At 60.0% G+C, this 15,679-nt stretch carries 11 protein-coding genes; 5 read left to right on the top strand and 6 right to left on the bottom strand.

The genetic code is table 11. The features are described 5' to 3' along the window. The first annotated feature begins 49 nt into the window (after positions 1 to 49). Together N5D61_RS06545 and oadA are read left to right on the top strand one after the other, a co-directional pair. On the top strand, positions 50 to 1,465 hold the full coding sequence (locus N5D61_RS06545) for an acetyl-CoA carboxylase biotin carboxylase subunit (RefSeq protein ID WP_279891626.1): 1,416 nt from the start codon (positions 50 to 52) through the stop codon (positions 1,463 to 1,465). A gap of 100 nt (positions 1,466 to 1,565) precedes the next feature. After that, complete coding sequence (gene oadA / locus N5D61_RS06540) at positions 1,566 to 3,371, top strand: sodium-extruding oxaloacetate decarboxylase subunit alpha (RefSeq protein ID WP_279891497.1); 1,806 nt, start codon at positions 1,566 to 1,568, stop codon at positions 3,369 to 3,371. Positions 3,372 to 3,473: 102 nt separating this feature from the next. On the opposite strand, the gene N5D61_RS06535 is transcribed toward oadA, so the two are convergent. From N5D61_RS06535 to N5D61_RS06520, 4 genes are read right to left on the bottom strand one after another with little or no spacing between them, the layout of a single operon-like run. Continuing rightward, on the bottom strand, positions 3,474 to 6,461 hold the full coding sequence (locus N5D61_RS06535) for an autotransporter domain-containing protein (RefSeq protein ID WP_279891496.1): 2,988 nt from the start codon (positions 6,459 to 6,461) through the stop codon (positions 3,474 to 3,476). 57 nt (positions 6,462 to 6,518) lie between these two features. Further along, positions 6,519 to 7,190, bottom strand: coding sequence for a GNAT family protein (locus N5D61_RS06530; protein ID WP_108236250.1), 672 nt, complete (start codon positions 7,188 to 7,190; stop codon positions 6,519 to 6,521). Between the two features lie 17 nt (positions 7,191 to 7,207). Next, positions 7,208 to 7,654 (bottom strand): GNAT family N-acetyltransferase, encoded by a 447-nt coding sequence (locus tag N5D61_RS06525; protein ID WP_279891494.1) that lies wholly within the window; start codon positions 7,652 to 7,654, stop codon positions 7,208 to 7,210. After that, the gene (locus tag N5D61_RS06520; protein ID WP_279891492.1) at positions 7,647 to 8,285 is read right to left on the bottom strand and encodes an FMN-binding negative transcriptional regulator; all 639 of its coding nucleotides are present in this window, start codon (positions 8,283 to 8,285) and stop codon (positions 7,647 to 7,649) included. The genes N5D61_RS06525 and N5D61_RS06520 overlap by 8 nt, the downstream gene beginning before the upstream one ends. A gap of 88 nt (positions 8,286 to 8,373) precedes the next feature. Between N5D61_RS06520 and N5D61_RS06515 the strand changes: the two genes are divergently transcribed. Then, positions 8,374 to 9,894, top strand: coding sequence for a PLP-dependent aminotransferase family protein (locus tag N5D61_RS06515; protein WP_279891490.1), 1,521 nt, complete (start codon positions 8,374 to 8,376; stop codon positions 9,892 to 9,894). A 102-nt stretch (positions 9,895 to 9,996) separates the two neighbouring features. Then, positions 9,997 to 11,208, top strand: coding sequence for a YeeE/YedE family protein (locus tag N5D61_RS06510; protein WP_279891489.1), 1,212 nt, complete (start codon positions 9,997 to 9,999; stop codon positions 11,206 to 11,208). Between the two features lie 127 nt (positions 11,209 to 11,335). Here the strand turns inward: N5D61_RS06510 and tkt are convergent, their stop codons facing one another. Beyond that, entirely contained in the window at positions 11,336 to 13,408 is a 2,073-nt protein-coding gene (gene tkt / locus N5D61_RS06505) for a transketolase (RefSeq protein WP_279891488.1), read from the bottom strand. 205 nt (positions 13,409 to 13,613) lie between these two features. Between tkt and N5D61_RS06500 the strand changes: the two genes are divergently transcribed. Next, positions 13,614 to 14,495 (top strand): bestrophin family ion channel, encoded by an 882-nt coding sequence (locus tag N5D61_RS06500; RefSeq protein WP_108236244.1) that lies wholly within the window; start codon positions 13,614 to 13,616, stop codon positions 14,493 to 14,495. Positions 14,496 to 14,553: 58 nt separating this feature from the next. Here N5D61_RS06500 and N5D61_RS06495 read toward each other — a convergent pair whose 3' ends face one another. Continuing rightward, positions 14,554 to 15,654 (bottom strand): polyamine ABC transporter substrate-binding protein, encoded by a 1,101-nt coding sequence (locus N5D61_RS06495; protein WP_279891487.1) that lies wholly within the window; start codon positions 15,652 to 15,654, stop codon positions 14,554 to 14,556. Positions 15,655 to 15,679: the final 25 nt, after the last annotated feature.

Raw genomic sequence — 15,679 nt, 5'->3', positions numbered from 1 at the left:
TGCTGACCGGGTCTACCGGTCCGTCTGCTCATCGGTCGAGGAAATGCCAGTGATAACAAAAATCCTGATCGCCAACCGTGGGGAAATCGCTGTTCGTATCGTGCGCGCCTGCGCCGAAATGGGCATTCGCTCGGTGGCGATCTACTCTGACGCAGATCGTCATGCCCTTCATGTGAAGCGTGCTGATGAGGCGTATGGCATCGGTTCGGACCCTCTGGAGGGGTACCTGAACCCGCGCAAATTGGTGAATCTGGCCGTGGAGACCGGTTGTGATGCGTTGCATCCCGGGTATGGCTTCCTTTCGGAAAACGCTGAGCTGGCTGAAATCTGCGCCGAGCGCGGGATCAAATTCATCGGACCTTCCGCTGAAGTGATTCGCCGCATGGGTGACAAGACCGAAGCCCGACGCAGCATGATCAAGGCCGGCGTGCCCGTTACTCCCGGCACCGAGGGCAACGTGGCGGACATCACCGAAGCCTTGGCCGAAGGGGACCGCATCGGTTACCCGGTGATGCTCAAGGCCACCTCGGGCGGGGGCGGGCGGGGCATCCGTCGTTGCAACAGTCGAGATGAGCTGGAACAGGCGTTTCCACGGGTGATTTCCGAGGCGACCAAAGCGTTCGGCAAGGCGGAGGTGTTCCTCGAAAAATGCATCGTCAACCCCAAGCACATCGAGGCGCAAATCCTCGGTGACCGCTTCGGTAACGTGGTGCATCTGTTCGAGCGAGATTGCTCCATCCAGCGTCGCAACCAGAAGCTCATCGAAATCGCGCCCAGCCCTCAGTTGACGCCAGAGCAGCGAGCCTACATCGGCGACCTGTCCGTGCGCGCGGCCAAAGCAGTGGGTTACGAGAATGCCGGTACCGTGGAGTTCTTGCTCGCCGAAGGCGAGGTGTACTTCATGGAGATGAACACCCGGGTGCAGGTGGAACACACCATCACCGAGGAAATCACCGGGATCGACATCGTTCGCGAGCAGATCCGCATCGCCTCTGGCCTGCCGCTGTCGGTCAAGCAGGAGGACATCATTCATCGTGGCTTCGCGTTGCAGTTCCGCATCAACGCCGAAGACCCGAAGAACAACTTCCTGCCCAGTTTCGGCAAGGTGACCCGTTACTACGCCCCTGGGGGCCCGGGGGTGCGCACGGACACGGCGATCTACACCGGTTACACCATTCCGCCGTTCTACGACTCCATGTGTCTGAAACTGATCGTTTGGGCACTCACGTGGGAAGAGGCGATGGACCGTGGCCTTCGGGCGTTGGATGACATGCGCCTGCAAGGGGTGAAAACCACCGCGGCGTATTACCAGGAAATCTTGCGCAATCCGGAGTTCCGCAGCGGTCAGTTCAACACCAGCTTCGTTGAAAGCCACCCGGAACTGACCAACTACTCGATCAAGCGCAAACCCGAAGAGTTGGCTTTGGCCATCGCCGCCGCCATTGCCGCCCACGCAGGCCTTTAACAGCAGCCTCAAGCTGCGAGCTGCAAGCCTCAAGTAAAAGCCGTACGCGTGCTGACTTGTAGCTTGTGGCTTGGAGCTCGACGCTGGTGAGGAGATAAGAATGACGAAGAAGATCTTTGTAACGGACACCATCCTGCGCGACGCCCACCAATCGTTGCTGGCCACCCGCATGCGCACCGAGGACATGCTGCCGATCTGCGAGAAGCTCGACAAGGTCGGCTACTGGTCGCTGGAGGTCTGGGGCGGCGCGACATTCGACGCGTGTGTGCGCTTTCTGAAAGAAGACCCGTGGGAGCGCCTGCGTCAATTGCGTGCAGCGTTACCGAACACCCGTCTGCAGATGCTGCTGCGGGGCCAGAACCTGCTGGGCTACCGCCATTACAGCGACGACGTGGTCAAGGCCTTCGTCGCCAAGGCTGCGGTTAACGGCATCGACGTGTTCCGTATCTTCGATGCGATGAACGATGTCCGTAACCTGCGGGTAGCCATCGAAGCGGTGAAGGCTGCCGGCAAACACGCACAAGGCACCATTGCTTACACCACCAGCCCGGTGCACACCATCGAGGCGTTCGTGAGCCAGGCCAAGCAGATGGAAGCGATGGGTTGCGACTCGGTCGCAATCAAGGACATGGCCGGGCTGCTGACACCGTTCGCCACGGGCGAGCTGGTCAAGGCGCTGAAAGCCGAGCAGTCACTGCCTGTATTCATTCACTCCCACGACACCGCTGGCCTGGCTGCAATGTGCCAGCTGAAAGCGGTGGAGAACGGCGCCGATCACATCGACACGGCCATTTCCAGCTTTGCCTGGGGTACCAGCCATCCGGGCACAGAATCGATGGTTGCGGCACTCAAGGGCAGCGAGTTCGACACCGGACTGGATCTGGAACTGCTGCAGGAGATCGGCCTGTATTTCTACGCGGTGCGCAAGAAATATCACCAGTTCGAAAGCGAGTTCACCGCTGTCGATACCCGTGTGCAGGTCAACCAAGTGCCAGGCGGCATGATTTCCAACCTCGCCAACCAGCTCAAAGAGCAGGGCGCGCTGAACCGAATGAACGAAGTGTTGGCCGAGATTCCTCGTGTGCGCAAAGACCTGGGCTATCCGCCTTTGGTCACGCCGACTTCGCAGATCGTCGGGACGCAGGCGTTTTTCAACGTATTGGCAGGTGAGCGCTACAAGACCATCACCAACGAAGTGAAGCTGTACCTCACCGGCGGTTATGGCAAGGCGCCTGGTCAGATCGACGAAAAATTGCGGCGCCAGGCCATCGGCAATGAAGAGCTGATCGACGTGCGGCCAGCCGATTTGCTGAAGCCGGAAATGACCAAGCTGCGGGGCGAAATCGGCGCGCTGGCGCAATCGGAGGAAGACGTACTCACCTACGCGATGTTCCCAGACATCGGACGCAAGTTTCTCGAAGAGCGCGCGGCAGGCACGTTGTCACCAGAGCCGCTGCTCCCGATCCCCGAGCCTGGTGCAGTCGCCAAGGCCAGTGGTGAAGGCGTGCCGACCGAATTCGTCATCGACGTGCACGGCGAAAGCTACCGCGTCGACATCACGGGTGTGGGCGTCAAGGCCGAAGGCAAACGGCACTTTTACCTGTCCATCGACGGCATGCCGGAAGAGGTGGTGTTCGAACCGCTCAACGAATTCGTCGGTGGCGGTATCGGCAAGCGCGCTCAAGCCAGCAAACCGGGCCATGTCAGTACGACCATGCCGGGCAACATCGTCGATGTGTTGGTCAAGGAAGGCGATGTGGTGAAGGCCGGTCAGGCCGTGCTGATCACCGAGGCGATGAAGATGGAAACCGAGGTCCAGGCCGCCGTGGCAGGCAAGGTCGTGGCCATCAACGTGGCCAAGGGCGACCGCGTGAATCCGGGTGAGATTCTGGTCGAGATCGAATGATCATTGATTGAACAGCCTCCCGCGGACAGACGCGAGAGGCTGAACGGTTACCTCTGGGGGAGCTCTCGTGGCTCCTCTTTTTTTTGCCCAGCGTGCTGCGGATTAGAAACTCATCTGCCACTGCCCCATCAACGCATGATTGCGGCTGTTGCTACCCAGCTCACCGTTGTAACCGACGCTAAGGGTGTGGCGAGCAGAGATTCCTAGATCCAGGCCGGCTTCAACGACCATGGCATCGCGATCCAGCGCAGTACCTTCAACGCTGAATGCGCTGCCGCCCAGCACGAAGGCCTGACGGGTTTTGCTGTCGACGTCGCCGTAGGTGTGGCGCCAGCCCAGGCTGCCCCGTGGTGTAAGGCTCATGCCGTTTTCCAGTTGGGTCAGTTGTGCCAGACGTACACCGAAGGCGCTGCTGAAATTGTCCTGGCTTTGCGAGTCGACGCTCAACGCCGCTGCGCCACCTTTTTCGGTGTAGCTGTCCCGGTGGTAGCGCTGGTAGCCGAGGTTGGCGAATGGTTCGACGTTCAGACGACCGCTGCCCATTTGATAGCCCAATTCAGCGAATGCCTGCTGGCTGTCGGCGTCGTAGTCGCCTTTCGGACGATCACTGAAGCCATCGAACGCCACCGAGCGTTTACTCTCGCCATCATGACGGCTATAAGCCGCGCCCAAGCGCAACGCGACCGGGCCATCCTGACGCTGCGCGTAGGCGCCGACGTGCCAACTGTTGACCTTGCCGTCCACACCCGTGCTGTCCAGATCAGTGCGCGAATAACCGCCCAGCACACCCATGCGCCAGGCGGGGGTCAACGACCAGTCCACGCCCAGCACCGTCCCCTTGGTGCGCTGTTCCAGACCGGCGCTGCCATGTTCGCCGTCGAGCTTGCCGTAGCTGCCGATGCCCTGCAGCCAGACACGGCCCTGTGCGTTCGGGTCGTTCAGGTTGCGCGCTGCGGTTGGAATGCCAGTGGCGGCGAGGGCCGGGGTGTCTTTGTCGTTCCTGCCGACCAACAGGCTGGAACTGCTGCTCATCCCTTGCATCGCCGACATCATGGTGGCGCTGACTTGAGAGGTTCCACTCAGCGTCGCGCTGGTCAGGTTGGCGTTGCTGCTGCCTGCCAGTTGCTCAATGGCCGTACCTGCGGATGACGTGCTGGTGTTCAGCAATGCCTTGTACAGCGCATTGTTCTTGCCCAGCGTCGCCAGGCTGTTCGCGGCCTGAACGCCGTTGCCGGTGGTGGCGTAGTCATTGAAGGCCACGTCGTTACGGGTATAGGTCAGGCCAACACGGGTGGGTTGATAGGTGAGTGTCGGGGTGAGAAACGCGTAATCGCTGGTGACGCTGCCAAAGGTGCCACTAATGCTGCCTGCCTGAAGCACGGTGTACTGGCTTTGCCACGGGTAAGTGCCGGAACTGGCATTGACCACCAGCGAGGCGCCGTTGAGGTTGGCGTTGCCGCCGACTTTGATCGTCGCGCTGCCGCCGTCTGCATCGGCGCCAAAGGCCACTGTCGAGCCGCTGCCCATGTTGAGATTGCCGTTGACCTGCGCAGCACCGAGGGTTTTGTTCGCGACCAATGTGCCGTTGACGTTCAGCCCACCCACCGTGCCGCCGCCTGCATACAGGCCGCCCTGATCGACTGTCATGGCGCCCGCGATGCCGCCCTGGTTGATCAGCGCTGCACCGTTGGACACGCTACCGCCGTCGCTGAAATCGCCACTGCCGGTCAGCGTCCAGGTCCCCTGGCGCACTTGCAGTTTTTCGAAGTTCCGGCTGGCGCCGAAGCTGCCACCCATCGCATCGTCCATGATGACCGTGTCAGTGCCGGTGCCGCCGTCGACTACGCCGATGAACTGGCTGTTGTGCCCCAATGCAAGGGTGTCGTCACCGCCGCCCATGTCCATGGCCAGGCCGCTGCTGCCACTGATCAAGCCATTGTTGTAGACAGTGTCGGCGAACTCGCCGACAAACTTCACGCCGAAGCCACCCAGACCCTCGATGGTGCCGTGGTTGATCAACGTCGTGGCGGCCACACCGGGACCGTCGCTGCCGTTGTCGACCAGAATGGCGTTGTCTACGCTGCTGATCAGCGCATTGCTGGCGTTGGAGATGTAGCCACCGCCGGCAGCGATGCCTTCGCTGCCGTTGGCAAAACCGTTCTTGTCCACGCCGCTGGCGCCCAGACCCTTGATGGTGCCGTAGTTCTCGATGTGGGCGAGCAGGTCGATGTCCACGCCGTCACCGTCGCCGTTGGGCTGCAGGCCGTTGTTGCTACCGATGATGGTGCCGTAGTTGATCACGGTGCCATTGCCATCGGAACCGAAGCCCGAGCCGTTGCGGCCGATGATGATGCCCGTGCTGTAGTTGGTCAGCGTGGCGCCCAGGTCGGTGGTGATACCGTGGCGGCCACCCGAAATCAGGCCGTAGTTGTTGAGGGTCACGCCGGTCGCCGAGTCGACGTCGATGCCGTCGAATTTCTGATCGGCTTTGGTCGAGTCGCCTGAGGAAATCTCGCCGTAATTGGTGATGGTGGCGTTCGAGCCGGTCTTCATGCCGTCGCTCAAGTCGCCACGAATCAGTGCGCCCTCGCGGTTGATGATGGTGGTCGTCACGCCCGCACCCCGCACCGAATCCATGTCGATCCCCTGACCGCCTGCTGTCGAGCGAATGGTGCCGCTGTTGTCGATCAGAACGCGGCCGCTGGGAAAGTCGGTGTCGATGCGGATGGCGTCATCGGTACTGGTGATCACCCCCGTCGAGCGGTTGATGATGCTGTAGTTGCGCGATTGAGTTTCGTCGCCGCTGCTGTCGAACGCCCGCCCGCCAGTGGATTTGATGGTGCCGCTGTTATCCACAACCACACCGGACCCGCTGGTCATGTCATTGAAGCTGACCGCCTTGCCGCTCGCCGTGATGCCTCCGGTGCTGGTCACGGTCAGCTTGTCGGTGCCGCTCAATTTGACGCCTGCTTGATCGGGTGTCGTGATCAGAAGGTCCTGAGGCTCAGGCACGGCGAAGGCTTCGCCTGCGAAGCCGCTGGAGACGATAAGAGCGACTTGCAGGGCGAGACGGTTCTTGGCGCGGAACATGACGGACGGCCTATTTTATGAAAAGGCCGTCCTGTATAGCTGTTTGATATGACAGGTTTATAACGACCTGAAATGGCTCAATGTGTCGATTTGTTTGCCTTCCTTGAAATTATCCACAGCCAGCCAGGCAGCGAATGCCTTTTCGACTGCGGGCCATTCGCTGTCGATAATCGAAAACCAGGCCGTGTTGCGGTTCTTGCCTTTGACGATCATGTGTTGGCGAAATGTGCCCTCATAGCTGAAGCCGAAGCGCTTGGCTGCAGCGATGGACCGGGCATTGTCTGCATTGCACTTCCACTCCAGACGACGGTTGCCCAGTGCGAAGGACTCTTTCGCCAGTAGGTAAACCGCCTCGGTGCTTTTCGGCGTGCGCTGCATGGAAGCGCCGAAGGTCACGTGACCAATTTCGATGCGTCCGGCGCTCGGCACGATAGACATTAAGCTGAGAAAGCCGTCGATGGCGCCGGTCTGCTGGTCGATCACCGTGTAGAACCACGGATCGGTCGAGTCTTGCAGGCTGGCCAGATAGTCATCGAACGTTGCGCGCTCTGTAAATGGCCCGACGGCCAGGTAGTCCCACAGCTTTGGATCGGAATCCGGGCCTTCCAATGCCGCCCACAGACCATCGCCGTGGCGCGCGGCATCGAGTTTTTCCAGACGAATGAAGTGCCCGTTCAACGTACGGTTGTCAGGCAGCTTTGCTGCTTGCCAGTGTTCAAGGTTCGACATGTTCAGAGTTCCAGCGCTCAGAGCGGTTTGCGAAATTGGATGAAGCCGGGGCGTTCAGCGATGCGTTCGTACAGTTGGATGGCGGTCGTATTCGTTTCGTGGGTCAGCCAGTGGACCTTGTCGGCACCGGCTTTCTTCGCCGTGGCGTAAACGTGTTCGATCAACTTGCGCCCCATGCCTGTGCCGCGTTGCTCGGGCGTCACCAGCAGGTCCTGAAGATAGCAGGACACATTGATGCTCCAGTTCGAGCGGTGATAGATGAAATGCACCAAGCCCACTGCTTTGCCGTTCTGCCAGGCGAGGGCGGCGTTGGTCGGCTCATTGCTGTCAAGGAAACGCTTCCACGTGCTGTCGGTGACCGCATCCGGCAATTCGGTCTTGTAGAAAGTCAGGTAGGCCTTCCACAACGGCAGCCATGCCGAGCGGTCATCGGCGGTGACAGGGCGAATTTGTACGTCAGGCACAGTTTTCTCCTTGGCTCATCAATCGAGCGATTTCCTGATCACGTGGGTGTTGGCTATTAGCCAATCCTCTACTTACGCCAGCGATGTCTTCTGCGCTGCGGTTCTGATTGAGCTTGCGTTTGCCTTCCAGCCGCTCGATGGCAATGGCGAAGCCGACGATGCCGCTCAGCATGTTGGTGATGTAATCGGCCGGGGCATCACTGACGGCCCAGGGCTCAGCGCGGTTCGCTTCGTGTTTATCGGTCAGATCGCTGACGAGCCGCAGCAGCCGCACAGGATCGGTGAAGACCTCGGCTCGGCCATAGGCATGAACGGCGGTGTAATTCCAAGTGGGTACGACCTTGCCGTGCTCGGTTTTTGCCGCGTACCAAGAAGGGCTTACATACGCATCAGCCCCCTGAAAAATCACCAGTGCCTCACCCGATGCCAGTGCCTTCCACTGCGGATTGGCTTTGGCCAAGTGACCGAAGAGGATGCCGTTGGGGCCCTGTGTACGGTCCAGCAGCAGCGGCACGTGAATCGCCTGGAGGCCGGCCGCATCCGCAGTCACTACCGTTGCCAGGCGTGAGCCTTCCATAGCCCGGTGCAGGCTCGCGAGGTCGTCGTCTTTGAAATGGCTGGGTATGTACATGAGATAGTCCTTGGCGATTGGCCTTATCCTAGGCAGGCTATTGGTCTTTCGTAAGCACCATTTGGGATCTATCTCATAGGGCCAATTCATGCCACCTCCTACGCCGTCGATGACATTCGATTTTGCCGGAATCGAGCTGGACCGCCGTCAAGGCTTGAGCCGTCAGTTATTCCAGGCGCTGCGCCTGCGGATCCTGGACGGGCGTCTGAGCGGGGGGACCCGTCTACCCGCCACTCGTGATCTGGCCGCAGCGCTAGCGATCTCACGAAACAGTGTGCTGAGGGCCTACGACCAGCTGTATGCAGAAGGCTTCACAGAGGGGCGTGTTGGGGACGGCACTTACATCGCGCAGCTTTCACCGCCTCAATTATCCACAAAAATATCCACAGGCTTATCACCAAGGTTATCGACAGGTTTATCCACAGATCCCTTCCGTAAGCGGGGTGACGGGGTGCTTGAAGTTATCCACAGTACCGCCGCTGGGGTGCTTGCTGAGCATCATCTCAGCCCTCCCAAAACCGGCGCTCCAAAGGCTTTTCGGGTGGGTATTCCCGCCTTCGATCTGTTCCCCTTTGACGTGTGGGGCAAGCTCCATGCGGCTTTCTGGCGAAAGCCGGGCTTGCATCACTTGGGCTACGGGGATCCGGCAGGGGAATGGCGGCTACGTGAGTTGATCGCTGTCTATCTCAAGACATCCCGCGACCTTCACTGCAGCGCTGAACAAATTGTGATCACCTCCGGTGCACAGCAGGCAATCTCACTTTGTGCACAGTTGTTATTGAACGAGGGAGACGCCGTCGCTATCGAGAATCCCGGCTATCGGGCCGCAGGACATGCCTTCGCCATCGCGGGTGCCAAGCTTGAGGGGCTGCCCGTTGACGGCGAGGGCATGCGCTGTCCTGCAGGGGGCGGTTGCAAATTGGCTTACGTCACCCCGTCCCACCAATACCCACTGGGTGTCACCATGAGCCTGGCGCGGCGCCTTGAATTGCTGGAATGGGCCGCGCGCAGTCAGGGCTGGATCGTGGAGGACGATTATGACGGTGAGTACCGTTACAGCGGCGCACCGTTGGCGCCGTTGGCCGCATTGGACCGACACGGTCGAGTGATTTACGTCGGCACCTTCGGCAAGGTCGCGTTCCCGGCACTGCGATTGGGTTATCTGGTGCTGCCTCACCATCTGGTCGACGTGTTCAGCCAGCGGCGGGCTGTGGACATGCGCCATTCTGAAGTCGGGACACAGAGGGTGATGGCCGACTTCATCGCGGGAGGCCACTTTCAACGACATATCCGGCGCATGCGCCGGGCTGCGCTGAATAGGCGCGACGCCTTACTGGCGGCCTGGCCCGATCAGATCGCGGGCTGTCGCCCGATGCCCAAGCCACTGGCCGGCCTGCATGTTTGCGTGGGAGTGGATAGCCTCGAGCGAGAGCGGGAGTTGATTGCCGCAGCCGCGAGCGTGGACGTCGAGTTTTCGCCGCTCAGCGACTATTGGCTACCCGACTCAGAGATACCCGTGGATAGCCGGGCAGGTTTGGTATTGGGTTTCGCCGCTGTTCCAGAGACCGATATTGCCTGCGCCCTGAAGCGGCTGCGCCAAGTGTGGTGAGCGGGCCATTGAATTGCCTGCAGCGTGCACGCGTTGCGTTTCTAGCTGACACCCTTAGAGGGTTATACTCGCCTCATCGCTAACCTGTTCTGAGACACATTCATGAGCCTCCCTCTCTCTGCGACGCCTGAGCGCAAGCTCGGCGCGCCGCTGTTCGCCGTCGCTCTGCTGGTGATCGGTGCTTTATTCCTTCAAACCACCGTCGGTGGCAAGCAAGTGGCATTGCTGCTCGTTGGCGCCGCCTTGGGACTGACCCTTTACCACGCCGCCTTCGGCTTTACCTCGGCCTGGCGAGTGTTCATCAATGAACGCCGGGGTGCAGGCCTGCGTGCGCAAATGATCATGCTATCGATCGCCGTCGTGCTGTTTTTCCCGGCACTCGGTGCTGGCACCTTATTTGGCTCGCCAGTGACCGGACTCGTCGCACCGGCAGGCGTGTCGGTGGTCTTTGGTGCGTTCGTGTTCGGTATCGGCATGCAAATGGGAGGTGGCTGTGCGTCGGGCACGCTGTTTACCGTGGGGGGCGGCAACGCTCGAATGCTGGTGACTCTTCTGTTCTTCATCATCGGTTCAGTAGTGGCCACCCATCACGCCGACTGGTGGTTCTCGTTGCCGTCCTTCCCGGCGACGTCGATCGTCAAGACCTTCGGCGTCCTGCCTGCCCTGGTCATGAGCCTTGCGCTGTTCGCTCTCATTGCCCTGATCACCGTGAAACTGGAAAAACGCCGTCACGGCGCACTGGAAACGGCCGTGACCAGTGAACATGTCGGCGTGCGCCGCTTTTTTCGAGGCCCGTGGCCGCTGGTGTGGGGCGCGGTCGCGCTAGCCCTGCTCAATTACGCAACGTTAGCGCTGGCCGGTCGACCTTGGGGCATCACCTCGGCCTTCGCATTGTGGGGCGCGAAAGTCGCCAGCGGGCTGGGCATCGATGTGAGCAGTTGGGTGTTTTGGCAAATGCCCGCCAATGCGAAAGCACTGGCCGCGCCGGTGTGGGAAGACATCACCACCGTAATGGACATCGGGATCATGTTGGGTGCAGCTGTGGCTGCAGGCATGGCGGGGCGTTTCGCGCCCAGCCTGAACATTCCGCTGCGTTCACTGATCGCGGCGGTCTTGGGCGGACTGATGTTGGGATATGGCTCGCGTCTGGCCTACGGCTGCAACATCGGCGCCTATTTCAGCGGCATCGCATCAGGCAGCTTGCATGGCTGGTTGTGGTTGATCGCAGCATTTGCAGGTAACGCCGTGGGCGTGCGCCTACGCCCGTTCTTCTTCGAAGGCGAGCGACACCCAACAGTAATGAGCGGATGTTGATCAAGGACTGACGCTCCCGGGAGACTCCCCGCCGACGTGAGTCGATTGCGTGTTTGAAAGCTTCCTTTTCAAATGCACTTTCACGGCACGGCGGGGCGTATCTGGAACGATCAGTGGCTGGCGCTGATTATTTTCCGATCTGCGCTTTCGCGACCTTGACGATGTTGTCCACAGAGAACCCGAACTTCGCCTGAAGCTTGTCGATGGGTGCCGAAGCGCCGAAGGTGTTCATGACGATTTTCGCGCCCGTCTGGCCCACGTACCGGTCCCATCCCAGCGGGCCAGCCTGTTCCACCACCACACGTGCCTTCACCTCGGGGGGCAATACGCTATCGCGGTAGGCCTTGCCCTGGTGCTCGAACAGCTCCCAACTTGGCATCGACACCACGCGGGCGGCAACCCCTGCTGCCTTGAGTTGCTCGAAGGCTTCGACGGTCATGCCGACTTCACTGCCGGTCGCGATCAGAATCACCTCCACCTTGCCTTCCACGGCGTCAGCCAACACGTACGCGCCTTTGGCGACCCCCTCCGCGCTCGCGTACACCGAGCGATCCAACGTCGGCATGGGCTGGCGTGACAGCACGATGCAGCTGGGTTTATGGGTCTGCGCCAGCGCGACTTTCCAGGCTTCCTCGGTTTCGTTGGCGTCGCCTGGACGCAGGGTCAACAGGCCAGGTGTGGCGCGCAATTGCGTCAAGTGCTCGATAGGCTGGTGGGTGGGACCGTCCTCACCGACGCCGATGGAGTCGTGGGTGAAGACGAACACCACCGGCAGTTCCATGATCGCCGCCAGACGGATTGGCGGCTTCATGTAGTCGCTGAAGACGAGAAAGGTTGAGGTGTAAGGTCGCAGGTAGGACAACGCCAGCCCGTTGGCGATAGCCCCCATGGCGTGCTCCCTGACCCCGAAATGCAGATTGCGGCCACCATAGCTTCCGGCTGCGAAACTGCCAGCGCCGTCGAACGTCAGGTTGGTTTTGGTCGATGGCGACAGGTCGGCCGAGCCACCCAGCAGCCAGGGGATCTGTTGCGCGAAGCCGTTCAGCACCTTGCCGCCTGAGGCCCGTGTGGCAAGGCCCTTGGGGTCTGCATCGAAGCTCATGGCGGTATTGCGCCAGCCTTCCGGCATCTCACCCGCACGCATCCGTTGCAGCTCATCTGCGAGAGCAGGTTGTTCCTTTTCGAATTGCGCGAAGGTCTTCTGCCATTCGTCGTACTCGCTCGCACTGCGGCTCAGCATCGCGTCGCGCAAGTGATGACGTGCCTCCTCAGGGACCGAGAAACTGCTGTTTTCATCCCAGCCGTAGGCTTTTTTGGTCAGTTTGATCTCGTCCTCGCCCAGAGGCTCACCGTGGGCGGACGCGGTGTTGTGCTTGTTCGGCGAGCCGTAGCCGATCACGCTGTCGACCACGATCAACGTCGGCGCATCGGTGGTGCTCTGAAAAGCGCGGATTGCCTCGGCCAAGGCCGCCGTATCGTTGGCGTCCTTCACATGCAAGGTTTTCCACCCGTAACCCTCAAAGCGTTTCTGCACGTCGTCGCTGTAAGCCAGCTCCGTATGACCTTCGATGCTGATCGTGTTGTTGTCATAGATCCAACACAGGTTCGACAGCTTCAGGTGGCCGGCAATCGATGCGGCTTCGGCGGCAACGCCTTCCATCATGTCGCCATCCCCGCACAGGACGTACACGTTGTAGTCGAACAACTTCGCATCGGGCTGATTGAAATGCGCGCCCAGCCAACGCTCGGCCATCGCCATCCCAACGCTATTCGCGCAGCCTTGGCCCAGCGGGCCAGTGGTGGTCTCCACGCCTGTGGTCATTCGGTATTCAGGGTGACCCGGCGTCTTCGAGCTCATCTGACGGAACTGCTTGATGTCCTCGAGGCTGACCGCCGGTTTGCCGGATGGAGTGCCGTGCTCGTCGATCTCGACCACGCCTGCCAGGTGCAGCAATGAGTACAAAAGCATGGAGGCGTGGCCGACCGAGAGCACAAACCGGTCGCGATTGGGCCAGTCGGGATGTTCCGGGTGATAGCGCAGGAACTCTTTCCACAGCGTGTAGCCCACCGGTGCGAGCGCCATAGGGGTGCCGGGGTGGCCTGAGTTGGCCTTTTGCACCGCATCCATAGCCAGCGTGCGGATCGTATTGATGGTCAGTTGATCGTGTTCATTGGCATTCGACGTAGCAGGCGAGCCCATGGCGTTCTCCTCATGACGTGTAGCTGAAACGTTCAGACAGGGTTGAGCACGGGCGAGGCGGGTTCGTTCCATGAAATATCAAAGGGGGGGCCGGTGCGAAGAATGTTTCAGAGTTTTCCAGCAGCGAACGAATCATCCCCTCTGCATTCGAACACCTTGGATCCCGGGCCAGTTGCCGGGTCGTCATAAAGCCAGGGGGTCGCCATTGCAGGAAACGATCATCAAGAAGTACCGGGCCACGATCAAAACCTTTACCTACATCGGATGGTCGCTGTTCTGGCTATTGATCTGGGACGTGATCGTGACGGTGGATTTCATGCTTTTTCTGGACCCCAAGATCACGCTGCCGTCCATGCCCCTGACGCTGCTCGGGTCGGCTCTGGTGGTGCTGACCAGTTTCAGAAACTCAAGCGCCTACAATCGCTGGTGGGAAGCGCGCACGCTCTGGGGGGCGTTGGTCAACAATTCCCGCAGCTATGCGCGGCAGGTGCTGACCTTGATCGACGACGAAGGCCAACTTAACCCGGTCAAGGCCGTACTGCTGCGCCGGCATGTGGCGTACGTCGAGTGTTTGTCCTCGCATCTCAAGGGCGAAGACTGCGCCGAAGATGTGACAGCCATGATTCCCCGTGAAGAATACGAACGGCGCAAGCGCACCAATAACTTTCCCAACGACATCCTCAACGTATCTGCAGCGATACTCGCGGACGAATACAAGGCAGGCCGCCTGGACAGTATTCGTTTCGAACGGCTAGAAGCGACGCTGGTGGAAATCTCCAACTGCCAGGGGGGCATGGAGCGGATCGCCAATACGCCGCTGCCATACCCTTACGTGGTCTTTCCGCGCCTGTTCATTACCCTGTTCTGCATCATCGTCCCGATCGGGCTGGTCGAGACCTTGGGTTGGTTCACCCCACTGGCCTCGACCGTCGTAGGTTTCATGCTGCTGGCCATCGAAAAGATCGGCAGCGATCTGCAGAGCCCGTTCAAGGCTTCAGAGCATGAAATTCAGATGAAGGCGCTGTGCGCGAATATTTCAGGCAATTTGAACTCGATGTTGCGAGATGCAACGGAAATGCAGCGTTGAGCGACAGGGAAGGTCGTCTGCCTCGCCGTGTCGCTCGCCTGAAGAATGGCCGCTGCGACTAGGTGCCGGATTTGATCTTGGTCCATACCCGCGTCCTGGCGCGCTCCGCATCACGGGGCAGCGGGGTGAGGGTGTACAGCGTCTTCATTGCCTCAGGGGTTGGATAGAGGTTCGGATTGTTGCGGATCGCGGGGTCAACCAGTGGGGTCGCATCCTTGTTCGGGTTCGGGTAGCCGACGAAATCGCTGATCGGTGCGATCACATCCGGTTGCAGCAAGTAATTGATGAAGGTGTGGGCGTCTTCGACGTCCTTGGCGCCCTTCGGAATGGCGAGCATGTCGAACCAGATCGGCGCGCCTTCCTTCGGCAGACGCATGTCCACGACGACGCCGTTCTTCGCTTCCTTGGCCCGGTTCGCCGCCTGCGAGAAACTGCCGGAATAACCTACCGCCACGCAAATGTCCCCATTCGCGATGTCGGCCATGTATTTGGACGAATGGAAGTAGGTGATGTAGGAGCGGATCTTCATCAGTAAGGCTTCTGCCTTGTCATAGTCCTTCGGATTCTTGCTGTTCGGATCGAGCCCCAGGTGCTGCAAGGCCAATGGCAGAATTTCCGAAGGTGAGTCCAGCAGCGTCACGCCGCAGGCTTTCAGTTTGCTGATGTTCTCTTCCTTGAAGATCAAATCCCAGCTGTTCACGGGGGCGTTGTCGCCCAGCGCGGCTTTGACCTTGTCCGGGTTGAAGCCGATCAATATGGTCCCGTACATGTAGGGGACGGCAAACTTGTTGCCGGGATCGTTCGCCTCCAGCAGTTTCATCAGGCTGGGATCAAGGTGCGAGTAGTGGGTCAGTTTGCTTTTGTCCAGCGGCTGGAATACACCGGCTTGGATTTGTTTGGCCAGAAACACGTTGGAAGGCACAACAACGTCGTACCCCGAGTTACCTGTGAGCAATTTCGCTTCCAGTGCCTCATTGGTGTCGAAGATGTCGTAAATCAGGGGGACCTTGGTCTCCTTTTTGAAATTTTCCAGGGCCTGCGGGGTGATGTAGTCGAACCAGTTATAAACGCGCAGGGTTTTGGGCTCGTCGGCGTACGTCGCGCTGCTGAAGATGGCCGCGCAGACAGCGGGAAGAATGAGGCGCTTGAGTCTGTTCATCGTTTTCTCTCTTCGTGTCTCGGAG

Origin of the sequence: Pseudomonas sp. GD03842 (assembly GCF_029841165.1) — a bacterium.
Classification (GTDB): Bacteria; Pseudomonadota; Gammaproteobacteria; order Pseudomonadales; family Pseudomonadaceae; genus Aquipseudomonas.
This window is presented reverse-complemented; position numbering and strand designations above follow the sequence as displayed.